The organism is Nocardioides sp. GCM10023255 (assembly GCF_042653125.1).
Classification (GTDB): Bacteria; Actinomycetota; Actinomycetes; order Propionibacteriales; family Nocardioidaceae; genus Nocardioides.
The window spans coordinates 574,837-599,910 of the sequence record NZ_JBHSHU010000005.1 but is presented as its reverse complement, the minus strand read 5'-3'; the positions used below and the strand labels follow the sequence as shown (position 1 = coordinate 599,910).

Here is a 25,074-nt window from a genome sequence, read left to right as displayed (position 1 = left end):
CGTACTTCTGCGGCGAGCTTGCGCCGACTCGACGTACTTGCGGGCTCAGGGGGTGGCCGGCGCGGGGGAGGGGCGGGGCGCCTCGTTAGCCTTGGTGCCCGCAGTGGATCCGAGACTTGGAGGAGACGTGGCAGTGCGAGCGGTCCGGGGCGCGACCCAGCTCGAGGAGGACTCGCGCGACCACATGCTCGAGCGGGTCGCCGAGATGGTGACCGACGTGATGGAGTCCAACGGTCTCGAGGTCGACGACTTCATCTCGGTCATCTTCACCGCCACGTCCGACCTGGTTGCCGAGTTCCCGGCGTACGCCGCCCGCCGTCTCGGCTTCGGTGACGTGCCGCTGCTGTGCGCCCGCGAGCTCGAGATCGAGGGCTCGATGCCCCGGGTGGTGCGGATGATGGCGCACGTGGAGACCGACCTGCCGCGCGCCGACGTCACGCACGTCTACCTGCACGGGGCCGCGGCGCTGCGCCGGGACCTGACCCGCGTGCGCGCGGTGCCCGACGATGAGTGAGCCGGGAGCCGCGCTGAGCGGGCCGGTGCTCGTGGTGGGCGCAGGGCTGCTGGGCACCTCCATCGGGCTGGCACTGCGCAGGCACGGGATCGAGGTCTGGCTCGACGACGTCAGCGGTGAGCACGTCCGCACGGCGTCCGGGCTCGGCGCGGGCGTGGCCGAGCCGGAGGGCGCCGAGCCCGCGCTGGTCGTGGTCTGCGTGCCGCCCGACCTGCTCGGGGAGCAGATCGCCCGGGCCCTGGCCGAGCATCCCGGCGCGGTGGTGACCGACGTGGGCAGCGTCAAGGGCGAGCCGCTGGCCCGGCTGCAGGAAACCGGCGCGGACGGGCTCGAGAGGTACGTCGGATCGCACCCGATGGCCGGCTCCGAGCGCTCCGGCCCGCTGGCGGCATCGGCCTCGCTCTTCGACGGACGCCCGTGGGCGGTCACCCCGCACGCCGGTGCCGACCCCGCGGCCACCGCCATGGTGGTCGCCCTGGCGGAGCGCTGCGGTGCCACCGCGCTGACGATGCCCCCCGACGAGCACGACCTCGCCGTGGCCAGGACCTCGCACGTCCCCCACCTGCTGGCGGTCCTCGTCGCCGGCCGGCTCGCCGACGCCCCCGCCGACCACCTCGCGCTCTCCGGCCAGGGCGTCCGTGACGTGACCCGCATCGCGGCCGGCGACCCGGCCCTGTGGCAGCAGATCGTCACCGGCAACGCCGAGGCGGTCCTCGGGCTGCTGGGCGAGGTGCGCGGCCAGCTGGAGCTGCTTATCGACGCGGTGACGCGCCGTTCGCGGCAGGACCTCGCGGCGCTGCTGGACCGCGGGGTCGCGGGCACGCAGGCCATCCCGGGCAAGCACGGTGGTCCCACGAGGCCGATGCGCTCGGTGTTCGTGTCGGTGCCCGACCACCCCGGCGAGCTCGCGCGGCTCTTCGCGGACGCGGGCGCGAGCGAGGTCAACATCGAGGACATCCACATCGACCACGACCCCGGACGACCCGTCGGCCTCGTGGAGCTGCTGGTCGAGGAGGCGAGCGCCGAGCACCTGCTGGCCTCTCTGGAATCCCGCGGATGGGTGACCCACCGGTAGGCTGCGGGCTGCACTTTCCGCAGTCGTCGACCCGAAGGCAGGCTCTCCGTGTCCAGCAGCGCCCCCACTCCCGGGCACCCCACCGCGGGCCCGGTCGTCGCCATCGACGGACCGTCGGGGTCGGGCAAGTCGAGCACCTCGCGCGGGGTCGCCAGCCGGCTGGGCCTGCGCTACCTCGACACGGGCGCGATGTTCCGGGCGATGACCTGGTGGATGCTGCACGCCGGCGTGGACGTCCACGACCCGGCCGCCGTGGCGTCTCGCGTGGCCGAGCCGGAGATCGTGTCCGGCACCGACCCGCTGGCCCCGACCATCACCGTCGACGGCACCGACGTCGCGACCGCGATCCGGGGCGAGGACGTGACCGGGGCAGTCTCGCCGGTGAGCGCCGTGCCCGAGGTCCGCGCGCGGCTGCTCCAGCTGCAGCGTGACGTGATCGCCGCAGCACCGGGCGGCATCGTCGTCGAGGGCCGTGACATCGGCTCCGTGGTCGCCCCCGACGCGCCGGTCAAGGTCTACCTCACCGCCGACCCCGCGGCCCGGGCCGCCCGTCGCGCGGCCGAGGAGGGCGGCTCGGACGTGACGGCCACCCAGGAGTCCCTGCTGGCGCGGGACAAGATCGACTCCGGCCGGGCCACGGCCCCGCTGGTGATGGCCGACGGTGCGGTGCACATCGACACCACGCCGTACACGCTCGACGAGGTGATCGGTCTCGTGGTCGCGCTCGTGGAGGCGGTGGAGGCACCCGCGTGACGCCCGCGTCGCTCCGGACCCCCCACCTCGACCCGCCGCGCAGCGACCGGTCGCGCCACCCGGTCCGCCTGTTCCTCTACTCCCCGCTGCGGCCGCTGGCGCGCGCGGTGATCCGGCGCCGGTTCACCGTGCGGCTGCACGGCGTCGAGGAGGTGCCGCGCACGGGGCCGGTGATCTTCGCCAGCAACCACATCGGGGTGGCGGACGGACCGCTGCTCGCGATCTTCGCGCCGCGTCCGGTGCACGCCCTGACCAAGGTCGAGATGTTCCGGGGACGGCTGGGCCGCTTCCTGCACGCCTCGGGCCAGATCCCGCTGGACCGCTTCCACGCCGACCCGGCCGCGGTGCGGACCTGCCTGCGAGTGCTGCGCGACGGGAGGGCCGTCGGGATCTTCCCGGAGGGGCGCCGGGGCGGGGGTGACCTCGAGCGCTTCCACCGGGGCGCGGCGTACTTCGCGCTCACGTCGGGGGCTCCGGTCGTGCCGGTCACCATGCTCGGCACCCGCGAGCCAGGCGGGCACACCGACTCGTTGCCGGCGCGCGGGGGAGCGGTCGACATCGTCTTCGGGTCGCCGTACCACCTCGCGGCGGCCGCCTGGCCGCGCACGAAGGAACAAGTCGAGCGCACCTCGGTGTTGCTACGGGAGCACATGCTGGTCCACCTGGACCGTGCGCGCGCGTCGACCGGCCGTGAGCTGCCCGGTCCGCTGCCCGCCGAAGAAGTCGAACCCGACCCCGCCACCGGGGTCGCTGAGCAAGGAGCACCATGACCGACGGTCCCGACCTGTCCACCGCCGCTGAGGCGTCCTCCGACACGGAGACACAGCCCGAAGCGCTGGGCCCGGTCCCCGTGCTCGCTGTCGTCGGCCGCCCCAACGTGGGCAAGTCGACGCTGGTCAACCGGATCATCGGCCGCCGCGAGGCGGTCGTGGAGGACGTCCCGGGCGTCACCCGTGACCGGGTGTCGTACGACGCCAACTGGAACGGGCGAGCCTTCACGGTCGTGGACACCGGCGGCTGGGACCCCGACGCCCGCGGTCTGGCGGAGCGGATCAAGGCGCAGGCCGAGATCGCCGTCGGGCTCGCCGATGCGGTGCTGTTCGTCGTCGACGCCACGGTCGGCATCACCGACGCCGACGAGGCCGTCGTGAAGATCCTGCGCGCCTCGAAGAAGCCCGTCGTGCTGGCCGCCAACAAGGTCGACGACCAGCGCACCGAAGCCGAGGCCTGGGGCCTGTGGAACCTGGGCCTGGGCGAGCCGTACCCGGTCTCCGGCCTGCACGGCAGGGGCTCGGGCGACATGCTCGACGCTGTCCTGGCCGCGCTGCCCGAGCCGCCGCCGGAGCGGGAGGCCGAGGTCGGTGGGCCGCGCCGGATCGCGATCGTGGGCAAGCCGAACGTCGGCAAGTCCTCGCTGCTCAACAAGCTCGCGCGCGAGGACCGCGTGGTCGTCGACAACGTCGCCGGAACCACGGTCGACCCGGTCGACGAGCTGATCGAGCTCGGGGGCCGGACCTGGCGGTTCATCGACACCGCGGGCATCCGCAAGCGGGTCAAGGAGGCCTCCGGCCACGAGTACTACGCCTCGCTGCGGACCTCCACCGCGATCGACCGCGCCGAGGTGGCCGTCCTGGTCATCGACGGCGGCCAGTCGATCTCCGAGCAGGACCAGCGGATCATCCAGACCATCCGCGAGGCCGGCCGGGCGCTGGTGATCGCGTTCAACAAGTGGGACCTGGTGGACGAGGAACGCCGCTACTACCTCGAGCGCGAGATCGAGCGCGAGCTCGTGCAGGTGCAGTGGGCGCCCAGGATCAACATCACCGCCCGCACCGGCTGGCACATCGACCGGCTGGTCCCGGCGCTCGAGAAGGCGCTGGAGGGCTGGGAGACGCGCATCTCCACCGGCTCGCTGAACGCCTTCCTCGGACGCCTCGTGGCCGAGCACCCGCACCCGGTGCGCGGAGGCAAGCAGCCCAAGATCATGTTCGGCACCCAGACCTCGGTCGCGCCGCCGACGTTCGTGCTCTTCACCAGCGGCAAGCTCGACGCGTCGTACGAACGCTTCATCGAGCGCCGCCTGCGCGAGGAGTTCGGCTTCGTGGGAACGCCCATCGTGCTGAACCAGCGGCCCCGCGAGAAGCGCAAGCGCTGACCTCCCCAACGCTGGGGAGGACGGCGGGCCCCCGACGGAGGATCGTGCAGGGGCAGGGGCGACGCGCACCGTCGCGGAGCGCCTGTTCTGGTGGTCTCGACCGGGGGGACGAGGGGATGCGCGCAAGACTGACGGCGTTGCTCATCACGGCAGCAGGAGCCGTGGGGGCGGCAGCGGGGTTCCTGTGGTTCGGCAGCGATCCGCTGGCCGGGCTCAGCGTGGCGCTGTTCGGCGCCGTGGCGCTCGGGTGGGGAGCACACCGGCTGGTCTTCGACCGCTGATCGTGGCGTGCGCCGCTAGGGTGAGCCCGTGCGACTGCTCGGAGTCCTCGCCGCGGCCCTGCTCGTCCCGGCCTCGCTCACCGCGTCGGCGGCGACGACGGATGGCGTGGGCCGGCCGGTCGCAGGCACCGACTGCCGGGTGTTCCCGGCCGACAGCTACTGGCACGCCGACGTCAGCCGGTTGCCGGTCCACGCGCGGAGCAGGCAGTGGCTCTCGCACATGTCGACCGAGCGCGACCTGCACCCGGACTTCGGTCCGTCGTACGGCGACGGGCCGGGCTACGGCATCCCCGTGACGGTCGTCGGGCACGGCCACCGCCGCGTGCACGTGAGGTTCCGGTACGCCGCGGAGAGCGACCGGGTCCGCTACCCGCTGGGCCACGACACCCGGATCGAGGGGGGCCGGCGCTCGGCGGGGGACAGGCACGCGGTGGTCGTCGACAAGGGGACCTGCCAGCTCTACGAGACCTGGGACACCCACGTCCGGGACGGCCGGTGGCGGGCCGGGTCAGGCGCCGTGTGGTCGCTGACGAGCAACGACCTGCGCCCCGACGGCTGGACGTCGGCGGACGCCGCCGGCCTGCCGATCCTGCCGGGGCTGCTGCGCTGGAGCGAGGTGAAGGCGCGCGACGTCGACCATGCCATCCGGTTCACCACCGACGTCACCAGCCGGCACCACCTGTGGCCGGCCCGGCACGACGCCGGCTCGACGGACAGCCGGGCCTACCCGCCCATGGGTGCGCGCTTCCGGTTGAAGCCGGGCTTCTCCGCCCACGGCCTCTCGGCCGGGGCGCGGGCCGTGATCCGCGCGATGAAGACCTACGGACTCGTCCTGGCCGACAACGGTTCGCCGTGGTACTTCCAGGGCGAACGGAACCGGCACTGGCCGGACCGGCTCGTCGCCGACCTCAAGCGGATCCCGGCGTCGGCGTTCGTGGCCGTGGACACCTCGGGGCTGAGGGTGGAGCGCGACAGCGCGCAGGTGCGCTGAGGATGCTGGTCGGAGGCCGTCATCAGTAATGGGTACGTGGCGGTCGACCGGCCTGTCACAGGCTTCCGGCGGCGCCACCGTTGTCGGCGGACAGGGAGCTCGTCGAGCTCCGCTCCAGGCGGGCGTCCGTGGTCGCGACGTCCCGCCCCGTCGAGCAGATGTTGTGGGGGACGCATGAGTCGAAACCGGGTGCAGTGGCAAGGTCTGGACCTGGAGCGAGTGTGTCTCGTCCCGGTGCTGGTACTGCTGCTCCTGGTCAGCGTCAGCGACCTGCGGCACCAATGGCTGTCCGGGGAGCTCCGTGGGGCTTCCGGCCTGACCGCGGTCCACGAGGTGCTCGAAGTCTGCTTCTACGTGCTGCTGGTGACCCTGTTGCTCGTCCGACGGCCCTCGCAGGCAGCGTCCGGCTCCCGACGGGCATCGTGGGCCGCCTACATCGGCACGTTCACGCCGTTCCTGCTCCTGCTGACCGGCGATCCAGTGGCGACCGGCGCGCCGCTGACGGCGGTCTCCGTGGTCCTGATGACCCTGGGGCTCGCCTTCTCGGTGTACTCGTTGGCCTACCTGGGTCGGAGCTTCGGCGTCGTGCCGAAGGCTCGCAAGCTCGTGCGCAGCGGTCCCTACCGGTTCGTTCGCCATCCTCTGTACGTGGGCGAGTTCATCACGTTCGCCGGAGTGGTCATCGCTGTGCTCAACCCGTACACCGCGCTGGTCTTCGCGTTCTCCGTGCTGGTTCAGACGTATCGCGCAGCTCAGGAGGAGCGGGTGCTCAAGGAGGCGTTCCCCGAGTACGAGTCCTACATGACACAGGCCGGCAGGTTCACCCCCCGGGTGACGACGTCGGTGCGCGCGCCGAGGCCGCCGAGATCCAGGACGCCGATCGCCGCGGCTCGGGGAGCCCGACGAGGCACTGCCTGATCAACGCAGCCGGGGGAGCGGCGACGCCTCGGCGTCGTCACCGGTGAACGCTGTCCCGCCCCCGAGCGCGCTGCTGACCTGCCCATCGTCGAGCACTCGGTACGGTGCGACCGAGGACCCGGCTCGCTGCCGGAGCGCGGTGAGCGGCACGTGCGCGCGGCCGGCGACGATCAGGAGGTTGCCGAACCGACGACCCCGAAGCGTGGCCGGCTCTGCGCTCGCCATCAGCTCCGGGAACACCGTCCGGAGCCCGGCGACCACGCGCCGGGTCCAGGCGAACGGGGCGCGATCGGTGAGGTTGAGCAGGAACCAGCCGCTGTCGGTCAGAGCCCGAGACACCGACTCGAAGTACTCCAGCGTGACCAGCTCCGCCGGGACGCGGGCACCGTCGAACGCATCAAGGATCACCACGTCCGTGGAGTCAGCCCGGAGCTGGGCGGTGCCCACGCGCCCGTCGACAGGACGGACCTTGATCCCGCTGCGTCGGGGGAGCGGGAGCTCGCTGCGAACCAGCTCGGTCAGCGCGGCCGCGGGTTCGAGCACGATCTGGGGCGAACGGGGTCGAGTCGCGGCGACGTACCGAGGAAGCGTCATCGCCGCACCGCCCACGTGGAGCATCCGCAGCGGCTCACCGGCCGGCCACCACGCGTCCAGAACGTCTCCCATCCTGCGCACGTAGTCGAACTCGAGCCTGGTCGGGTCGTCGAGGTCGACGTGGGACTGGTCGGCACCGTCGACGCGCAGCACGAAGGCGTTCGGCCGTTCGGTCGGCACGATCTCCATGACGAGGAGGGTCTCACGCTCCTTGCCCCGGGCTGGAGCCACCGATGCGCCGAACGACGTGCGGCAGGCGCGAAGGTGCCGGCGTTCTCACTGGGTGTGTCCTTGTCGAGACCGAAAGGATCTGGTCTGACGATGGGCGAACCGCCCGGTCGGACTCACTCCGGGAGGTTGTCTCCCGTTCGAGCCACGTGCTCGCGGCTCAGGTGGCGAACCGGCTTGCCGAGCGACTCCGCGAAGGCAATCTCCCGTCGGGTGGACTCACCCACGTATCCCCGGGATCCACGATGAACACCTCGTCAGCCATGCGAATCTTTTGGAGGTGCACGTCCCCGAGCCGCCCCTTCAGGTCCGACCTGTCGACTGTCCAGTCGTAGTCCGGCAGATCGGGGAGGTTGAACATTCCGAGGCTGATCACCACGCAACCTTCCATCGTGAGCCGCTGGTTCACCTCCGCGAACTCGGCCTCGAACCTGGTCGAGCCACAGAGAGTGATGACCTTCGCCTCACGCGCGGCCGAGTGCAGACTGTGCTCCATGAGGTTCATCATCGGTGAACGGCAGGACGGTTCCGTCGCTGCCCCTTGACCGTCCGCTCTCGCGGCCCCTCGAGGGGGCCTGGAGTCAACGCAACAGCCAGCCGCGTTCTGCGCGATTCGCGTGTGCGTCCAGGTTGCGAGCGCGACTGGGCGCCAGCCCGGTCGAGGTCATGCTGGCGGCCCAGATCGTGGGTGGCTGCCGTGGTGACGGCGTGATCCACGAGGACCATCGTGGCTTGGGCGTCACGGGAACAGGGCGACTCCGGTGTCGAACATGCGCAGGACGACCGCGCCGAGAGCAGCCACGGCGACGACGATCACTGCCGCGATGAAGGCCGTCATCAGCGCATGCTCAACGGCTGTCGCACCCACCTCATCGGGTCGGCGATCGCGCTGGTGCCGCCGGGCGAGGAATTCGATCCCTGGCCTATCGATCATTGCTTACTCCTCAGGGCGAGGGCGGTGGTTGTCGGGCCCGGCTGCCGGGCCGTGACGAGGGCGAGCAGCTGTGGGTTCCTCGAGCGGTCAAATGCGCCCGAGGCCGGCGCCCACCTGTGTGCGACGCCGGCCCCGGACCCCCAGCATCACGGCATGGCGCCTGCGACCTGTCGGAAGACGGCGTCAATTTGCTGGCCGAGCAGTGTGACGGCCCCGATGATGAAGGCGGCGATGAGGGCCACCATCAGGCCGTACTCGACGGCGGTCGCGCCGCGGTCGTCGCGCTTGGCCTCGAGGTCGCTGATGAACATCAGGGTCATGAACTGGATCTTCTCGAGCATCGGAATTCCCCTCCGGAACATGTGTTGAGCTGCTGGTGCGGCTTGTCGAACCCCCGTCAACCCGCTTGGCTCCGATTCTGCTCCGCGGATTCGGGGTGGAGATCGGGTCATGGTCTTGGACCTTTTAGTCATTTCGAACCATGTTGCGGCTGCCAAATGGCTATGCGGGCAATGAGCTGTGCGGCGGGTGGGCGCGAATAGGAAATTGGAGATCTGGTGAGATCGACGACGTTGTCGAGGTGCCGTCTCCCGACGACGAGCCAGGCGCTCCACCGTCACCCGCAACAATCGGGGCCGGTGCCGCAGGAGTGCGGCACCGGCCCCGATTCAGAGCTGGCAGGTCACGGCATGGCGCCGGCGACCTGGCGGAAGACGGCGTCCACGCGCTGGCCGAGCAGCGTGACGGCGCCGATGATGAAGGCGGCGATGAGGGCCACCATCAGGCCGTACTCGACGGCGGTCGCGCCGCGGTCGTCGCGCTTGGCCTTGAGGTCGCTGATGAACATCAGGGTCATGAACTGGATCTTCTCGAGCATTGGAAATCCCCTCCGGAATGTCTGTCAAATGTCTGGTTACTGGCCATCCCGAGCCCCCCATAGGACCCGTCTGAAGACAATTCTGTTCTGTGTGACGACACGGTGGATCGGGTTGTCGTACCGGACGCCCTAGTCATTTCGGGCCATGCGGACATCTCACCTGGACCACGCTTCAGGACCCTGCGTCCCGGTGCCGGAGCTCATCTGTCGGCACGAAAGGGCAGCTGTCGAGAAATGCATCGGGGCCGGTGCCGCAGGAGTGCGGCACCGGCCCCGATTCAGAGCTGGCAGGTCACGGCATGGCGCCGGCGACCTGGCGGAAGACGGCGTCCACGCGCTGGCCGAGCAGCGTGACGGCGCCGATGATGAAGGCGGCGATGAGGGCCACCATCAGGCCGTACTCGACGGCGGTCGCGCCGCGCTCGTCGCGCTTGGCCTTGAGGTCGCTGATGAACATCAGGGTCATGAACTGGATCTTCTCGAGCATTGGATTTCCTCCGGAAAGTATTCGGGACGTTTCGTCCCTGGTTTCCGAGCCCCCCCATTTGTCGGAACTCGTCTGGGGACAACTCTGCTGCTTTCGACCTCGGGATGAATCCGCTCCCCGTCTCGGCATGAATAGTCCGTTCGGACCATCTGTCCGCACCTGCCCGGGTGGTGAGCCGGACTTTCGTCAGACTGCGGCTGTGGTCGCGTGACTACGGGAAGAGCATGGCGTCGTCACCCTCGGTCCGAAGTCGGGCTGGGGTGACTCAGGGCGAGGAGGACGGTCCGCACCGCTGCAGGGTGCGGTGCCCAGCGGGTCGCCGCGAGTCACGCAGGACCGCCTCCAGCTGGGTGCCGGTGTGTGAGATGTGAGTGCACAGGGCCGGCCCCAGGGCCTGCCTCGGACCGCCTCACGGCGAGACCTTGGCTGGGACCAGGACCGGGGGAGAGCCGGATCGACATGTTTCGTGGTCAGGTGTGCGCGCATTCGCGCCGATGGCCCTCGCGCCTGCTGGCCGCGGGCCCGGGCCAGGGCGCCTTCGGTGTGTGGCGGTCCCGGAAACCGGGCGGTCAACAGCACGGTGGGCGCAGGCCGTGCGCGCCTGGGTGGTGCGGAGCCTCGCTGAAAGGTCGCTCAGCCGGTGGCGGCGATACTGTCCATCAACAGGCCGCGTCGCATGGCGGTGACCAGGGCCTGCGCCCGGTTGGCAGCGCCCAGCTTCTCGTAGAGGTGCGTGATGTGTGTCTTGACCGTCGACTCGCCGAGGTAGAGGCGTCTGGCGATCTCACCTGCTCTGAGTCCGTCGGCCAGGAGCTCGAGGATCTCCTGCTCGCGCGGGGACAATCGTGCGGCCGCCGTGGTGGAGCGCCGCAGCACGGCGCCTGTGAGTCCGGTGCACAGGAAGCTGCGCGGTGCCTTGACAGCATGGGCGGCTGCGCTGACCACCTCGTCGCCACGAGACGCCTTGTTGAGGAACGCGGACGCGCCGGCCTCCATGGCCGCGAAGATCTGGGCGTCCCCTGCGTGCATGGTCAGCATCACCAGACCCACCTGCGCGCTGTCGGCCCGCAAGGCACGGACAATGTCCAGCCCGGTGCCGTCCGGCAGCTGGAGGTCGGTGACGACGACCTCAGGGCGCAGGGTCCTCCAGGCCGCCAGTGCTTCGGCGACGCTGCCGGCCTGCCCCACCACGGTCATCGAGCTGTCCCGTTCGAAGGCGCGGGCCAGGCCCTGCCGGATCAGCTCGTGGTCATCGACGAGCAAGACGCTGGTCATGCTGTGCTCCCCTCGTGGTGGTGCCTGAGGGCCGTGACCGGAGAGTCACGACCGTGCCGCCGTCACGGCGGGTGCCGACCTGGAGCTCGGCGTCGATCCGTGTCGCGCGCTCGCACATGGTGTGCAGGCCGAAGTGCCCGACCCTCGGGGTGGCCCCACCGATTCCGTCGTCCTCGACCACCAGCCGGACGCCGGTGTCGTTCACCGTGAGACTCACCCAGACGTTGATGGCCCGGGCGTGCTTCTGCACGTTCCCGAGTGCCTCCTTGGCGATCCTGAGCACCTCGGAGGCCGTGCGTGAGGACAGTTGCTCGCCGCGCTCGTCGAGAGTCAGGTGGACCCGCAACCCGCTGTGCGTGCTCAGCTCGCGCACGTACTCCGACAGAGCGGCCGACAGGCTGCTTGCATCGCCGATGTCGTGCCGCAGGTCGAAGACCGAGAACCGGAGCTCGTCGATCAGACCGGTGATCTCGGCCCGCAGGTTCTGGACGCCGGAACGGGCCAGGGGGTCGGCACTGAGAGCCGCGACGTCGTCGGCGAGGTAACCCAGGGCGACGATGCGCTGGGCCACACCGTCGTGGATCTCGCGAGCGAGACGGTTTCGTTCCTCCGTCGTGGCGACTGCACGAACGTCATCGATGAGCAGGGCGGTCTCGAGCCGGATCGCGTGCTCGTCGAGCTGTGCCTGGACTGCGTCGGACTGTGACGGGGCCAGAGGTGTCCAGCGCTCCAGCACGAGGGCGCCGAACACGTGCTGACCGACTCGGAGAGGAAAGGCGACCACTCCTGACCGGTGCACAGCATGCCCGTCGAGGTGACAGAGCCGTGCTGCCTCCTCCGTGCCCTCGGGCAGCGGTTCCGGACTGGCGACGGGTTCGAGACGACCAGTCCGGGTGCTGACCAGGATCGCCGAGCGATCGGCGCACGCGATGCTGCGCGCTGAGTCCTGCATCGAGCGGGCGTGCGCCTCGACGTCGAGGGTCATCGGCAGGTCGCCCACCAAGGTGTGCAGCTGCCCCACCAGTCGATGTGCGGCGGCGTACGGGGCCTGAGCTTCCTCGAGCCTGCGCAGCGAGCTCGTCTGGGTCGCGGCCAGGAGTCCGGCTCCGAGGCCGATCACGAGCCACGGCAGCGCGCCGGCCACCCCGGCGACGAGCTCGTCCCGCGGCTGACCCTCGGTCCAGGCCGCCGCGAGCGTCAGCACGCCGGCGAGCGAGGTGTTCACGGTGGCCAGGCGGCCGTGGTTGATACCCGCCACCACGGCCGGGATAGCCAGGTACACGAGGACGGGTTCGGCGGCATCTCCGGCCACGCCGATCAGCAGGGCTGTCATGACGCCCTCGGCGATCGACACCCAGAGGGTCCGGCCTCGGGCGCTGTTCAGCTCGGCGCCGCAACAGGCTGTGCCGACGATCGCCAGCCCGATCAGGAACACGCCGGACGCCCCCATCGTGTGGGCGTTGAGTGCCTGCCCGGTGGCGAGCGCGAGGGCGAAGACCCTCACGGCCGTCGTGACACGCCACCGCGGCGGGGCCGGCCGAGTCGGCAGGGCAGCCCTACGTCGCTCCGAAGGCGGCCTTGCCGCTGACTCTGGGTTCATCACGAGAAGATGCCCGCGATCTTGATCGCCCCCGGTCCGATGACGACGAGGAAGAGGCACGGCAGGATGAACAGCACCAGCGGCACCATGATCTTGACCGGGACCTTCTGGGCCTGTTCCTCGGCACGCTGACGACGCTTGACGCGCATCTCCTGGCTCTGGATCCGCAGCACACGGCCGATCGGGATACCGAGCTGGTCGGCCTGGACCATCGCGAGGCAGAAGGACTTGAGGTCGCTGAGGGTGCTGCGTTCGGCCATCGCGCGCATGGCCTCCATGCGACCGACGCCGATCTGCATCTCCTGCAGAAGCCGGGAGAACTCTTGGGCCAGCGGCCCGGTGGTGTTCCTGGCCACCCGCATCACGGCCGCGTCGAAGCCGAGGCCGGCCTCGACCGAGATGGTCAGCAGGTCGAGTGCGTCCGGCAGCGCGCGCTGCATGAGCGTCTCGCGCTTCTGGCCGGCGTTGTAGAGCAGGATGTTCGGCAGCACGTAGCCGAACGAGCCGACGGCGACCGGCACGACCACCATCTTGAGCAGCGATCCGCTGCCCAGAGCCCACAGGAGCGAGAGCCCGCCGAGCACCAGCAGACCCAGCACCTTGAGCCCGATGATCCGGTTCACGTCCCACGCCGGCGGGTTGCCGGCGATGTCGAGCCGGTGCTGGATGCGTTCGTGGGTGCCGGCCCGGACCATGCGCCGGCCGATCCCGACCAGCCGCTCTCCGAGCGGGGCGATGACACGCTCCGAGAACGGACGCTCCAGCTCGCTCCTGAGGGCCTCCGGCGCGGAGTCGATGGCGTGGATGGCGGCCAGTGACCGTGCCACCCCGCGTCGCTCAGCGGTGACGACGCCCACCAGGGAGAGGCTGAGCGTGACCCCGGCGACGAGCAGCAGGCCACCGCCGAACAGGACGATCGTGGGAGACATCTCAGACCTCCACCTTCACGAGTCGGGACATGAACCAGCTACCGAGGGCGAGGAGCACCGCAGCCAGGGCGAGCATGGAGATGCCGATCGGCTGGGTGTACAGCGGCTCGACGTACTCCCGGTTGGCCACGAGCATGTAGAGGAACATCAGCACGGGCAGGCACCCGAGCATCCACGCGGAGAGGCGACCCTCAGCGCTCAAGGTCCTGACCTGGCGACGGAGGTACTGACGCTCGCGCAGCGTGTCGGCCACGGTGTTGAGGATCTCGGCCAGGTTGCCACCGACCTCCCGCTGGATCCTGATCGCCATCACCACCCATCCGAAGTCCTCGCTCGCCATCCGTTCGGCGACGCCCTCGAGGGTCTCCTCGAGTCCGATGCCGAGCCGGTGCTCGACCAGCGCACGTCGGAGCTCGCCGGCCATCGGCTCGTGCCCTTCCTGGACGACCGTGTCCACGGCCTGGGCCATCGACAGGCCGGCGGAGAGGCCCCCCGACATGAGGGTCAACGTCTCCGGCAGCTGCGCTGCGAACGCCGCGATGCGACGGCTGTGCTTGAGCTTCAGGTAGACCAGAGGGAGCACCGCACCGGCGACCAGGGCGATCACCAGGAGGACGCCGCCTCCGAGCACGAACCCGAGGAGCCCGGAAGCCACGGCGATCCCGGCGGTCAGCAGGATCCACTCGGCAGCGGTGAACGTGATGCCAGCGGCGTTGAGACGCTGGGTCAGTCGCGCCTCGAAGTCGCCCTTGACGAAGTTCCCGGTGAGGGCGACGGCCGAGTCCTTCAGGCTCGCCGCCCCGGCGCCGGGCGCGGTCTCGCCAAGGTAGGCGCCGATCCGCTTCTGCGACTCGGACTGTCCTCGGGAGCCGGCCAGGACCATGGCCAGGATGACGGCGAGCCCGACCCCCAGGGCTGCGGCGCCCGCGAGGAAGGCAGCCTTCCCCACGAGGGCTCGGCCCGGCTCCACGACGGCGGGACCCCCGGCGTCGACCCGGCCCAGGGACACGAACGCCGAGTCGTCGTACGTCGTGCCGCCGGCACCCAGCGACACCGCGAGCTCGACGTCGTCGGCGGCACCCTCGGGCCTCGGGAAGCGGACCAGCAGCTGGCTGGCCAGGGCGTCGGCCTCGGCGGTGAAGACCGAGCGCAGTGCGTCAGGGTCGGCCGCGTCGATGACGTCGCCACCGCTGGCCGAGGAGAGCCTCGCCACGAGCGCCCGGTCCTGCTTGCTCTGGTCGAGAGCGACCACGTCCACGGACGTGTCGTGACCCTTGGCGGCGGCCGCGGCCTGCTGGAGCGAGCTGGCGCTCCCGGTGTCCCGGCCGTCGCTGAGCAGGAGGACGCTGCGTGCGCCCTCGTCCCCGGCCAGGTTCACGGCCTGCGCGACGGCGTCGTACATGTGCGTGCCGTGGGTGAGCCGGATGCCGTCGATCGCCGAGGCGACGGCCTTGCGGTCGGTGGTGGGGGCGATGACGTCGTGGACCTTGTCGGAGAAGGTCAGCAGACCGATCCTGACGTCGGGCGGAGCCGACTCGAGGAAGGCCTTGGCCGCGGCCCTGGCGGCAGCGATGCGCGCACCGCGCATGCTGTCGCTCGCGTCGAGGGTCAGGACGGTGGTCCGGGTGACCTGGCCGGCCTTCACGCTCTCGGCCGTGGCGTCGACCGACTTCCCGTCCACCTGGACGTCGATGCTCGCGAGGTCGGGGGTGGTGCCGGCAGGCAGGTCGACGTCGAGGAGCACCGAGACGGAACCGTCGTCGGCGGTCTCGGTGTGCCCGACCGCGATCCCCGGGTCGGCCTGGGCCGGGGCCGTGACCAGCCCCAGGGTCAGCACAGCGGCCGCGGCGGCTCCACGGAGGAGGACTCGTGCGGTCATCGCAACGCTCCTGACGGTGCGAACAGGCCCGGGTCGACCCGCACGTTGTGGTCGGCCAGCCGTTCCAGGAAGCGGGGACGCAGGCCGGTGGCCCGCAGGTGACCCAGCGCGCGCCCGTTCTCGTCGTACCCGGCCTGGTAATCGAAGAGGAAGACGTCCTGCAGGGTGACGATGTCGCCCTCCATGCCGACCACCTCGGTGATCGCGGTCAGGCGGCGGGTGCCGTCCTTGAGCCGGGTCTGCTGGATGATCAGGTCGATCGCGCTGGAGGACTGCTCCCGGATCGCACGGACCGGCAGGTCCATCCCGGCCATCATCACCATGGTCTCGACACGGGCGAGCGCGTCGCGCGGGGTGTTGGCATGCACCGTCGAGAGCGAGCCGTCGTGGCCGGTGTTCATCGCCTGCAGCATGTCGAGGGCCGCCGCGTCACGGATCTCGCCGACGACGATGCGGTCGGGCCGCATGCGCAGCGAGTTCCGCACCAGGTCACGGATGGTGACCGCGCCCTTGCCCTCGATGTTGGCCGGGCGCGACTCGAGGCGGAGCACGTGCTCCTGGTGGAGCCGGAGCTCGGCGGCGTCCTCGATGGTGACGATCCGCTCGTCGGCCGGGATGAACGACGACAGCACGTTGAGCGTCGTGGTCTTGCCGGCGCCGGTGCCGCCCGAGACCAGGATGTTGAGCCGGCCACGCACGCACGCTGCCAGCAGGTCGGCTGCCGGACGGGTGAGGGTGTCGAAGGAGATCAGGTCCTCGACGGTGTAGGGGTCCTCGGAGAACTTGCGGATGGTGAGCTTCGACCCGTCGAGGGCCAGCGGCGGGATGATCGCGTTGACGCGGCTGCCGTCGGGGAGCCGCGCGTCCACCATCGGGCTGGTCTCGTCCACCCGGCGACCGATCTTCCCGACGATCTTGTCGATCGTGCGGCGCAGGTGGGCCTCGTCCGCGAAGGCGACGTCCACACGGGAGAGTCGCCCGCCTCGCTCGACGAAGATGTCCTGGGCGCTGTTGACCATCACCTCGTTGAGGTCGGGGTCGCGCAGCAGCGGCTCCAGCGGCCCGTAGCCGAGGATGTCGTCGGAGATCTCCTGGATGACGCGGGTGCGGTCCGAGCCGGACATCGGCTGACTGGTGCCGGCGACGGCGGTCAGCAGCGCCGTCCGGACCTGCTGCTCGAGCTCCGCCTGGGCCATGTTGACGTCGTACAGCTGCGGCCCGAGGGTGCTCACCAGCTGGGCGTGGACGGCCCGCTTCAGGTCGGCGAAGGGGTCCTTGGTGACCACCCTCGCGCGTGGGGCGACACCCGACGACCGGTGCTCGGGCTCACCGCCCGTGGGCACGGCGGCGAGGGTGCGATCACGCTGCGCGGCGATCAGGCGTTCGGAGAGAGACATCTCAAGCCACCTTCCGGATGCGGAGGCCACGGCGCGGTGCGCCCCGGCGGGAGTGGGAGCCGGCATCGGCAGCCGCCGGCTCGGTGGGCGACGCCGAGAGGGCCTCGGCGAGCGACTCGGCGAACGCGGTGATGGCCTTGCTCACCTGGTGGCCACGGTTGGCCCGGACGATCGCCTCGCCCCTGTTGACCGCCGCGAGCACGTCGCGGCTGGACGGGAGCGTGAGGTCTGCCTTGAGACCGAGCGTCTCCTCGAACTCGCCGGCGGAGAGGCCGACCTTGGCATCGGCCCGGTTGATGACCAGGCGCCACCTCTCCCGAGGCAGGTTCAGCAGGTCGAGAGTGCCGGCCGCGAGCTTGAGGCTCTTCAGCGACGGGATGTCGAGCGTCCCCACCAGGACGACCACCTCGCTGAGGTCCAGGGCCGGCAACACGTAGTCGTCGAACATCCCGGACGTGTCCACGACGACGACGTCGAAGAGCTGCTTGAGGATGTCCAGGAGGCTGCCCATGGGCTCAGCGGGGACAGGGGATCCCAGCTGGACCGGTGCGGCGAGGACGGAGAGGCGCTCGGAGTGCTCGGTCAGCAGGGACTCGACCCCGCTGACGTCGATGCTGTCGCTGAGCCGCTCCAGGTCGGCCAGGGTGTGCAGCGGCGTGAGCTGGAGCATGATCGCCACGTCGCCGCAGTGGATGTCGAGGTCCACGACGCACACCCGCTGACCGGCGTCGGCCAGGGCGACGGCGACGTTGGTGGCCACCAGGCTCTTGCCGACGCCACCCTTGGTCGAGAAGACGGTGACCAACGACCCGCGTCGCTGCGGCTCCGCCGACTGGTCGAGCCCCTCGGAGACCGCCCGGCCGACCTCGGTGGCGCGGTGGACCGCGTCCCTCAGACCGGTCGCGTCCCCGGTCTCGACCACCTCGCTCATCCCGGAGCGCAGCGCGTCGGCCAGCACCGTGCTGTCGACGGCGGGGCGGACGAGGATCACACCCAGCGCCGGGCGCGCGATGCGGTGGTGGCCGGCGAACGTGGCCGCGGCCTCGTCGCTGATCGAGGGGCCCAGCACGGCGGCGTACTCCGCGGGGTGGCTGCGCAGGTGCGCCTCGAGCGCCTCCACGGACCGCAGCAGCGTGACCGAGTCGCCGAGGGTCGCCGAGAGCACCTCCGCCAGGACCGGGTCCTTCTCCACCAGCGCGGTCATCGCACGGTCCCGCGGAAGATCTCGGGCATGATCTGGTTGGCGGTGACGCCCGGCTGGTCGGCGGCCTTGGACTTGTCGGTCCGCAACGCGAAGGACAGGTCACCGTTGCGGGCGGCGTAGATGACCTTCTCCGCCTGGTCCTGGTCCACGGCGATCGTCAGGATCGTGCGCGGGATCTGCTCGGTGGTCTGCTTGCCGTCGCCGTCCGTGGTGGTGCGGGAGGACACCGACGTGTCGCCGACCCCGATGACCTGCACCTTGGGCAGCAGGATCCGGGTGTACTGCGGCAGCTTCTGGGTGGTCCCGTCGGGCTTGTAGATCTCCGGGTCCGCAGACGCGAATACCGCGACCCAGGAGCCCGGGTTCACGAAGCCGGCGACCCGGGCCGGGTCGGTGAGCTCGACGCTGACGGCCAGCTTGTCGTCGGGGATGGTGAGGGTCTCCTCGGAGCCCGGCTCGCCGAACTGCTGGCCGATGATCTGCTGGCCGGGGTAGATGGGCCCGAGGGCCACCTTGTCGTCGATGGAGGTGGTGGAGCTGAGTGCCCCCTCGACCATGTCCTCGCGGACCACCTCGGTCTTCTCCAGCTTGCCGGCGGCCTGGGCGTCGGCGACCGACTCCCCGGTGTCGATCACGTCGGTGGCGGTCAGGACCGACACCCGTGCCTGTCCCTCGGTGGCCCGGGCGTCGATGCCCTGGACGTAGAGGATGATCATCGCGGTGCCCAACGCCGCGATGGCGAAGGCAACGGTCAGGAGGATGGATCGTCGTGCCATGGGTCTGTCCTTAGCTGCTGGTGTGACGGTGGATGGTGGTCGTGCTGGGCGTCTGCGTGGCGGTCATTCGACGAGGACCAGGGCCTTGGGGCCGGAGCCGGTGTAGTCCTGCTCGCCGCCGACGGTCGGCGCGAACTCGGGCAGCGCCTTCTCGTCGAAGAGGACGACCTTGAGCTCTGTGATGCCCTGGGAGTCCGCGACGAGACCGTTGAGCGGGCTGATGGTCCCGGGGCCGTCGTGGGTGGCGCCCATGCTCTGGTCGGTGATGAACCCGGGCCGGAAGTCCTTGATCCACCACGACTTCTTGCCGGTGGACGGGTCTGTGTCGAGCACCGGGACCCAGAAGAAGCGCGGTGAGTTGTAGATGTCCGACGACAGCGCCTGGGTGGCGACCGAGTCGCCGTTGACGAGGTTCTGGATGCTGGCCCCGTTGGTGATGAAGCACGTCAGCACGTCGTCGTTGATGCGGAAGCCCTTGATGGTGGCGGTCGTGCGGCTGCTGTCGTGGGTCCGGCTGCAGCCGCTCGTCGAGTCGGCGTCGAGTCGCCCCTTGAGTCCGCCCTTGCCGGTGATCATGCCCTCGTTGGTCTCGGCGATCTTCAGGCCGGGCTCGGTGGCCAGGCAGTTGGTGCCGTTGACGGGCGAGTTCTTGGACTCGACGGCGCCGGGCTCGCCGCTGCACTGGCCGGTCTTGCCGCTGACCTTGGCCAGGGTGGGCTCGACCCCCTTGATCATGTTCCACTGCAGCGAGAACGAGTTCGTGTCCGTGCGCGGGATGTCGATGGTGCCGAAGTTGCCCTCGTTGGAGTTGTCGCAGTAGAGCTTCGGGGGGCCGACCGTGAGCCGCTGCGCGTTGGCCTGCTTGGACCACTTGGTGCCCGAGAGCGTGCGGACGTACCACGTGTCGTCCACGGCCAGCACCGCGCTGGGCACGGCGACGGTGAACGAGGCGGTCGCGTTGGTGGAGGGTGCCGTCACCGGCACGGTGTAGTGGTACGGCGGGCCGGCCGCACCGGTGAAGCCGACCTGCGTGACGTCCTTGAGCTGGGTGCCCGTGATCGTGATGGTCAGCGAGGTCGTGGCCGACGGGGTGTTGTCCGGCGAGATCGTGAACGAGGCGTTGCTGTTCTGCGCCGAGTCCGGGTTCAGCGGGGGGATCGTCAGCTGGGGCCCGCTGTCGTTGCGGATGCTCTGCTGTCCGAAGTCGCAGCCCTGGACCGCGAAGAACGGGAGGGTGGCCTGTGCGCGGGCCGCCTTGATCTGCGCTGCGGCGTGTGCGTCGACATCCACGCCCGACGGGGCCCCCGGAAGGGCTCCGGCCAGGGCGAAGTCGACCCGGCTGGCCGGTGCCCAGAGGTCGACCCGCCAGTTCTTGCACGAGATGTAGCCGTCCTGGTCGCCAGGAGCACCGCCGAGATCGATGGGGTACTGCGACGGCACCGCGTTGTCGGCCTTCGTCAGGTACTCGGTGGCCTTGGCGACGACCTCGGGGTTGCAGCCGCCGGAGCTGTCCAGCTCCGCCGCCGCGGCCATCACGGCCACGTCGACGTCGGTCTGCTCGAGCGAACGCTTGGCGTAGGCGTGGCCGATGTCGACCGCGAAGGCGCCGATGCCGAAGAGGACGGTCGCGAGCAGCGCGAACAGGAGGGCGGCAGCGCCATGCTCGTCGCGGGTGAGGCGTCGTGCGCGCATCTCAGCAGCCCCCCGCCGGCACGTTCTCCACCCGAGAGGTCGCGCTCTTGTCGATCGAGCCCGTGAAGCCCGGGAAGAAGCCGAGGTCCAGGGTGGTGAACTGCACCCGGACGGTGATCCCGTCGCCGACCTTCACCGGCGACGTCTTCGTGACCGTGACCGTGGGTGTGTTCGTGACGGGAGCTCCATCGAGGGGCTGCTTGCCCGCGGTCTGGATCTTGGCGCCGTCGCAGGGGGTCACGGCGGCGACGCGGGCGGCCTCACGGGCAGCGTGCCCACCGGCCTGCCAGGCCCAGAACCACAGCCCGAACTGGATGATCCCGAACAGCAGCGTGAACAGGATGATGGCGATCAGCCCGAACTCGACTGCCGCGGCTCCTCGTTCGCCGCGCTGGTTGCGCCGCGCCTGGATGTTCCGCATCCGACCCCTCCGTGCCTGGCTGGGCCCGAGACTGGGCGAGTCGTCGCCCCCCGCGGACGAGATTGCTGGCGGGGCGCAGGAGGTGCCGGGCAAATGCGGGACGTCTACCCAATGTGGGTGAGAGAGGCGGTCGCAGCGCAAGCCGCCACGCCTACGCGGCGGCGTCGATCTCCCCAAGTCGGAGGACGCGTCGCCGGTGGGGGAGGAGGAGAGTCGGGAGCGTCAGGCGAGCTGCACGAGCGAAACAGGAGACAGTCGATGCCCGAGTTCATGGACGTCCACACGGGGATGGTCGGGGTGACCCCCGAGGGGCTGCTCGAGGCCCACAACGCTGACCTGGCGATCCAGGCCGAGGAGAAGGTCAACTTCAAGCACGCCTGGGCCGACCCGAAGACCGGCATGGTGTTCTGCCTCTCGGACGCCCCCAGCGCCGAGGCGGTGCAGCGCATCCACGAGCGTGCGGGACACCCGGCCGACAGCGTCTACGAGGTGCCGGTCCAGGCGTGACCGGATGCGGGCTGCGGCACCGCCCGCGATGATGCGGTACGGCGCCGCCACCCGCTTCTCAGCGCGTCATGATGCTCACAGGACGTACTCGAACGTGATGAAGGTGCGCCCGTGGCTGGCCTCGCGCCCGGACACGCTCCCCTTGATGCCGGCGTAGGTGCCGGTGCCGCCCAGGATCTTGCCCGTGAACTGCGGACCGTCACCGACGAGGTGTGCCTTGACGAGCACGATGCCGCCCTTGAGGGCGAAGGCGGCCTGGATGATCACCCGGTTCTGCTTGGGATAGAAGTGCCCCGTGATGCTGTCGAAGCCGACCACGTCGCGGGTGCCTGCGGACTTGACCTTGTCGGTCCCGGCGAAGTCGTTCTTGCCGATGCGGTGGGTGTCGGTCTCCTTGAGCACGTAGTGCTTCGTGTGCGTGGTCATCCCCGCGGTAGCAGGGTCCTGGAGAACCGCAGCTCCGGCGAGCGTGGGCACCGTGATGAGCAGCAGGGCTGCCGCCGTGTTCTTCATTCCCGTCCTCGATTCTGGTCGGAGCCCACCGGTGACGGACGGTGCGTGCCACCAGCGGTCTCGCGTGGCGAAGGGGGGAGATGGCCCCTCCACCCGTCCTACGCCGGATCCCGCCCGGTGGCATGGCCGGTTGTGGGTAACCGATGGTCTAGACCTACGGAATCCGTGGTTCGGCCTGGAGACCCCGCGGGTATACGTCACGCCATGCCGACCGGACGCAACATCTTCGTCCTCTCTGGCGGCGGTTCTCGTGGCGCTGGTCAGGTGGGGATGCTTCGGACCCTGTGGGACGCGGGGATCGTCCCGGACCTGCTCATCGGTGGCTCCGTCGGAGCCGTCAACGCGTGCTTCGTGGGGTCGCACCCCGACGCCGCGGGGCTCGACGAGCTCGGCGAGCTGTGGCGGGGCATGAGCGAGGAGACCCTCTGCGGCCGCCGGCGTGGCGTCGTCGTCAACGTGGCACGGCGCCGCCCGTACCTCTTCTCGTCCGACAGGTTCCGACGAATGGTCGCCGAGTGGGTGCCGACGTACCACCTCGAGAACCTCGCGATCCCGGTCCGGGTCGCCACCGCCGACATCGCCACCGGTCGTGCCGTCCACCACGACCGTGGCTACATCCCCGACCTGCTCGCGGCCTCGGCGGCGCTGCCGGGCATCTTCCCGCCGGTGGTCCTCAACGGCCCGAGCGGGCCCACCACGCACGTGGACGCAGGCGTCGCCGAGAACGTCCCGCTCTCCGGGGCCGTGGGCGTGGCCCGGCCCGGTGACCGGGTGTGGGTCCTGGACGTGACCCGGGCGCCCTCGACGATCCGTCGGCTGCGCAGCCCGCTCGACGTCCTGATCGCGTCGCTGTCGGCGTCGGTGCGCAACCGCGAGGAGCCGGTCCTTCCTGACGGCACGCAGGTCGTGCGCTGCAAGCTCGACGAGCGCTACGACTGCGGTCCGGTCTTCGACTTCTCGCACACGACCGAGCTGTTCCGCCTCGGTGACCGCGCTGCCGCCGAGGCGCTGGGCCGTCTCGAGTCGCCCCGGACCGTCCGCCCGATCGCGGCGTAACCCGGGACCGGAACGGGGCACGGCCCCCGCTCCGGGGAGCAGGGGCCGCGCCGGGTGATGGATCTGGTGGTCAGTCCTGCTGCGAGATCCGATCGGTGGGCGTAGGGCTCACCGGGTCGTTCGCCTCGAGGTACTTGCGCAGCGAGTCGATGTCGAGGCCACCGACCAGCTTGTTCGTGCCCTCCTTGAAGACGGTGAAGTTGTCGCCACCGTCGGAGAGGAAGTTGTTCGCGACGACGCGGTAGGTCGTGGCGTCCTCCAGGGGCACCATGGCCGTCGACGGGTCTCCGTCGGCGTCGACCAGCACGTCGCCCACCAGGGCGGGAGTGTCGGCCAGTGCGGCGTCGGACTTGTCCCAGGTGTAGGACAGGCCGGAGACCTGCAGGATCTTCTGGCCGGTGCCTTCGTTGGCGCCGTTCCACTGCTGGTTGAGCAGCGCCTTGATCTGGGCGCCGGTCAGGTCCATGGAGACCACGAAGTTGTTGAACGGCTGCACCGAGAACGCCGCGCCGTACGTGACGTCACCGTTGGCGTTCTCGACCAGGTCGGCGCGGATGCCGCCGGGGTTCATCAGTGCGATCACCGGCGCCTTGCCGTCGGACACCACCGAGTCGTCGGCCTTCTGGCCGTCGGCGATCAGGTTGCCGAGCGCCGAGTCACCGCCGTTGGCGTCCGGGGTCTTCGAGACCTGGGTGCCGGGGTCGATGTGGCCGATGACCTTGTCGGCGATCGGCTGGACCAGCGTCTTGTAGGTGCTGATCAGGTCGAGGAGGTCCTGGGCCGGCGTCACCGACGCGTCGTTCTCGACGATCATGTTCCGCGCGTACGCCGCCGGACGCACGATGTCGCGGGTCTTCGGGTCGATCAGGAGGTGCAGCTTGGTCACCATCCGGCCGAACGACGCCGCGCTGGTCAGCAGGCGCGGGTTGCCCTTGGGGTCCTGGACCACGCAGTTGTAGGGCTGGTGGGTGTGGCCGGAGACGACCGCGTCGATGGCGGGCTTGAGCTTCTGGGCGATCTCCAGGGCCGGGCCGGCGACGCCGGTGCAGTCGTTGTACGCCGTCGCGTCGGCCGGGGTGACGCCCTCGTGCAGCAGCACGACGATCGACTTCACGCCCTTCGCGCGGAGCTTGGGCACCAGCGCGTTGGCGGTCTCGACCTCGTCGGTGAAGTCGAGACCCTGGATGCCGGCCTGGCTGACGATCGAGGGCGTGCCCTCGAGGGTCATGCCGATGAAGGCCACCTTGACGCCCTTGACCTTGAAGATCTTGGTCGCCGGGAAGACGGTGTCGCGGTTGTGCGTCGAGGGGTCCGCCCACTTGACGTTGGCGCCGAGGTACTGGAAGTCGGCGCCCTCGAAGTCCTGCCCGCCGGGGCAGGAGTCCTGGCCGTTGGCACCGTCACCGTCGTCGAGGCAGCCACCGCGCTGCATTCGGCGCAGCTCCTGGTAGCCCTCGTCGAACTCGTGGTTTCCGACGGAGGCCACGTCGAGGCCGATCTCGTTCATCGCCTTGATCGTGGGCTCGTCGTGGAATGCCGCCGAGAGCAGCGGGGAGGCGCCGATCAGGTCGCCGGCCGCCACGGTCAGCGGCTTGGCGCCGTTGGCGCGCGAGGTCTTGCGCTCGTGCCGGATCAGGGACGCGAGGTACGCCGCGCCGCCGGCCGGGGTGTTGTTGATGCGCCCGCTGGAGCTCGTGGACGGAACCGTCTCGAGGTTCCCGTGGAAGTCGTTGAGGGCGAGCAGGTCGAGCTTGATGTAGTCCTTCGCCTTGGCCTGCGACAGGTGGGTGTAGACGCTCTTCGCGTCCGGTCCGGACGGCCTGGCTGCCGTGGCGCTCGATCCGGCGGTGGAGCCGATCCCGAGAGCCAGCGACGTGAGCGCGACGACCGAGAGCGCGCTGGCACGGCGACCATGAAGTTGCATGTGATCTCCTAGTGGATGGGAAACCCGGGCACCGTATCCCGGCCACGCCCTCGTGGGGCGTCACCGAGGCAAAGAATCTGCAACGAAGCAGGGA

General features: G+C 70.2%; 27 protein-coding genes. 10 read left to right on the top strand and 17 right to left on the bottom strand.

What is annotated here, in order from left to right:
- Positions 1–127 precede the first annotated feature (127 nt).
- The 8 genes from aroH (at position 128) to ACFO9I_RS11970 (ending at position 6,687) form a co-directional block, all read left to right on the top strand.
- The gene (aroH, locus tag ACFO9I_RS12005; RefSeq protein WP_379181070.1) at positions 128–514 is read left to right on the top strand and encodes a chorismate mutase; all 387 of its coding nucleotides are present in this window, start codon (positions 128–130) and stop codon (positions 512–514) included.
- The gene (locus tag ACFO9I_RS12000; protein WP_379181068.1) at positions 507–1,589 is read left to right on the top strand and encodes a prephenate dehydrogenase; all 1,083 of its coding nucleotides are present in this window, start codon (positions 507–509) and stop codon (positions 1,587–1,589) included. Before aroH ends, ACFO9I_RS12000 begins: the two co-directional genes overlap by 8 nt.
- A 48-nt stretch (positions 1,590–1,637) precedes the next feature.
- Positions 1,638–2,342: a (d)CMP kinase gene (gene cmk, locus ACFO9I_RS11995; protein ID WP_379181066.1), complete on the top strand. Its 705-nt coding sequence runs from the start codon at positions 1,638–1,640 to the stop codon at positions 2,340–2,342.
- Positions 2,339–3,112, top strand: coding sequence for a lysophospholipid acyltransferase family protein (locus tag ACFO9I_RS11990; protein ID WP_379181064.1), 774 nt, complete (start codon positions 2,339–2,341; stop codon positions 3,110–3,112). The genes cmk and ACFO9I_RS11990 overlap by 4 nt, the downstream gene beginning before the upstream one ends.
- Positions 3,109–4,497, top strand: coding sequence for a ribosome biogenesis GTPase Der (der, locus tag ACFO9I_RS11985; RefSeq protein WP_379181062.1), 1,389 nt, complete (start codon positions 3,109–3,111; stop codon positions 4,495–4,497). Before ACFO9I_RS11990 ends, der begins: the two co-directional genes overlap by 4 nt.
- Before the next feature lie 116 nt (positions 4,498–4,613).
- The gene (locus ACFO9I_RS11980; protein ID WP_379181060.1) at positions 4,614–4,778 is read left to right on the top strand and encodes a hypothetical protein; all 165 of its coding nucleotides are present in this window, start codon (positions 4,614–4,616) and stop codon (positions 4,776–4,778) included.
- A gap of 28 nt (positions 4,779–4,806) precedes the next feature.
- Positions 4,807–5,769, top strand: coding sequence for a hypothetical protein (locus ACFO9I_RS11975; RefSeq protein WP_379181058.1), 963 nt, complete (start codon positions 4,807–4,809; stop codon positions 5,767–5,769).
- A 234-nt stretch (positions 5,770–6,003) separates the two neighbouring features.
- Positions 6,004–6,687 (top strand): methyltransferase family protein, encoded by a 684-nt coding sequence (locus tag ACFO9I_RS11970; protein ID WP_379181056.1) that lies wholly within the window; start codon positions 6,004–6,006, stop codon positions 6,685–6,687.
- On the opposite strand, the gene ACFO9I_RS11965 is transcribed toward ACFO9I_RS11970, so the two are convergent.
- The 15 genes from ACFO9I_RS11965 to ACFO9I_RS11895 form a co-directional block, all read right to left on the bottom strand.
- The gene (locus ACFO9I_RS11965) at positions 6,688–7,470 is read right to left on the bottom strand and encodes a spermidine synthase (protein WP_379181054.1); all 783 of its coding nucleotides are present in this window, start codon (positions 7,468–7,470) and stop codon (positions 6,688–6,690) included.
- A 199-nt stretch (positions 7,471–7,669) separates the two neighbouring features.
- Positions 7,670–8,005 (bottom strand): hypothetical protein, encoded by a 336-nt coding sequence (locus tag ACFO9I_RS11960; RefSeq protein WP_379181052.1) that lies wholly within the window; start codon positions 8,003–8,005, stop codon positions 7,670–7,672.
- Positions 8,006–8,248: 243 nt separating this feature from the next.
- Positions 8,249–8,443: a hypothetical protein gene (locus ACFO9I_RS11955; RefSeq protein ID WP_379181050.1), complete on the bottom strand. Its 195-nt coding sequence runs from the start codon at positions 8,441–8,443 to the stop codon at positions 8,249–8,251.
- 146 nt (positions 8,444–8,589) lie between these two features.
- A complete protein-coding gene (locus ACFO9I_RS11950; protein ID WP_379181048.1) occupies positions 8,590–8,784 on the bottom strand; it encodes a Flp family type IVb pilin in 195 nt (64 codons plus the stop codon).
- Positions 8,785–9,125: 341 nt separating this feature from the next.
- Positions 9,126–9,320: a Flp family type IVb pilin gene (locus tag ACFO9I_RS11945; protein WP_379181046.1), complete on the bottom strand. Its 195-nt coding sequence runs from the start codon at positions 9,318–9,320 to the stop codon at positions 9,126–9,128.
- A gap of 292 nt (positions 9,321–9,612) precedes the next feature.
- Positions 9,613–9,807 (bottom strand): Flp family type IVb pilin, encoded by a 195-nt coding sequence (locus ACFO9I_RS11940; RefSeq protein WP_379181044.1) that lies wholly within the window; start codon positions 9,805–9,807, stop codon positions 9,613–9,615.
- A 633-nt stretch (positions 9,808–10,440) separates the two neighbouring features.
- A complete protein-coding gene (locus tag ACFO9I_RS11935; RefSeq protein ID WP_379181042.1) occupies positions 10,441–11,082 on the bottom strand; it encodes a response regulator transcription factor in 642 nt (213 codons plus the stop codon).
- On the bottom strand, positions 11,057–12,586 hold the full coding sequence (locus ACFO9I_RS11930) for a sensor histidine kinase (protein ID WP_379181040.1): 1,530 nt from the start codon (positions 12,584–12,586) through the stop codon (positions 11,057–11,059). The genes ACFO9I_RS11935 and ACFO9I_RS11930 overlap by 26 nt, the downstream gene beginning before the upstream one ends.
- Positions 12,587–12,681: 95 nt before the next feature.
- Entirely contained in the window at positions 12,682–13,611 is a 930-nt protein-coding gene (locus tag ACFO9I_RS11925; RefSeq protein WP_379181038.1) for a type II secretion system F family protein, read from the bottom strand.
- Position 13,612: 1 nt separating this feature from the next.
- Complete coding sequence (locus ACFO9I_RS11920) at positions 13,613–15,490, bottom strand: type II secretion system F family protein (RefSeq protein WP_379181036.1); 1,878 nt, start codon at positions 15,488–15,490, stop codon at positions 13,613–13,615.
- Positions 15,487–16,887, bottom strand: a complete 1,401-nt coding sequence (locus ACFO9I_RS11915) for a CpaF family protein (protein ID WP_379181034.1) — start codon at positions 16,885–16,887, stop codon at positions 15,487–15,489. The genes ACFO9I_RS11920 and ACFO9I_RS11915 overlap by 4 nt, the downstream gene beginning before the upstream one ends.
- A 1-nt stretch (position 16,888) precedes the next feature.
- Entirely contained in the window at positions 16,889–18,091 is a 1,203-nt protein-coding gene (locus ACFO9I_RS11910) for an AAA family ATPase (RefSeq protein WP_379181032.1), read from the bottom strand.
- Positions 18,088–18,867: a Flp pilus assembly protein CpaB gene (gene cpaB / locus ACFO9I_RS11905; RefSeq protein WP_379181030.1), complete on the bottom strand. Its 780-nt coding sequence runs from the start codon at positions 18,865–18,867 to the stop codon at positions 18,088–18,090. Before cpaB ends, ACFO9I_RS11910 begins: the two co-directional genes overlap by 4 nt.
- A gap of 63 nt (positions 18,868–18,930) precedes the next feature.
- Positions 18,931–20,559 carry a hypothetical protein gene (locus ACFO9I_RS11900; RefSeq protein WP_379181028.1) on the bottom strand — a complete coding sequence of 543 codons (1,629 nt, stop codon included), beginning with the start codon at positions 20,557–20,559 and terminating at the stop codon, positions 18,931–18,933.
- Between the two features lies 1 nt (position 20,560).
- A complete protein-coding gene (locus ACFO9I_RS11895) occupies positions 20,561–20,980 on the bottom strand; it encodes a TadE/TadG family type IV pilus assembly protein (RefSeq protein ID WP_379181026.1) in 420 nt (139 codons plus the stop codon).
- Positions 20,981–21,238: 258 nt separating this feature from the next.
- Between ACFO9I_RS11895 and ACFO9I_RS11890 the strand changes: the two genes are divergently transcribed.
- Positions 21,239–21,487, top strand: coding sequence for an SCO4226 family nickel-binding protein (locus ACFO9I_RS11890; RefSeq protein ID WP_379181024.1), 249 nt, complete (start codon positions 21,239–21,241; stop codon positions 21,485–21,487).
- A 75-nt stretch (positions 21,488–21,562) separates the two neighbouring features.
- Here ACFO9I_RS11890 and ACFO9I_RS11885 read toward each other — a convergent pair whose 3' ends face one another.
- Positions 21,563–22,000, bottom strand: a complete 438-nt coding sequence (locus ACFO9I_RS11885) for a hypothetical protein (protein WP_379181022.1) — start codon at positions 21,998–22,000, stop codon at positions 21,563–21,565.
- Between the two features lie 204 nt (positions 22,001–22,204).
- Between ACFO9I_RS11885 and ACFO9I_RS11880 the strand changes: the two genes are divergently transcribed.
- The gene (locus ACFO9I_RS11880; RefSeq protein ID WP_379181020.1) at positions 22,205–23,056 is read left to right on the top strand and encodes a patatin-like phospholipase family protein; all 852 of its coding nucleotides are present in this window, start codon (positions 22,205–22,207) and stop codon (positions 23,054–23,056) included.
- 70 nt (positions 23,057–23,126) lie between these two features.
- Here the strand turns inward: ACFO9I_RS11880 and ACFO9I_RS11875 are convergent, their stop codons facing one another.
- A complete protein-coding gene (locus ACFO9I_RS11875) occupies positions 23,127–24,980 on the bottom strand; it encodes a bifunctional metallophosphatase/5'-nucleotidase (RefSeq protein WP_379181018.1) in 1,854 nt (617 codons plus the stop codon).
- Between the last annotated feature and the right edge of the window lie 94 nt (positions 24,981–25,074).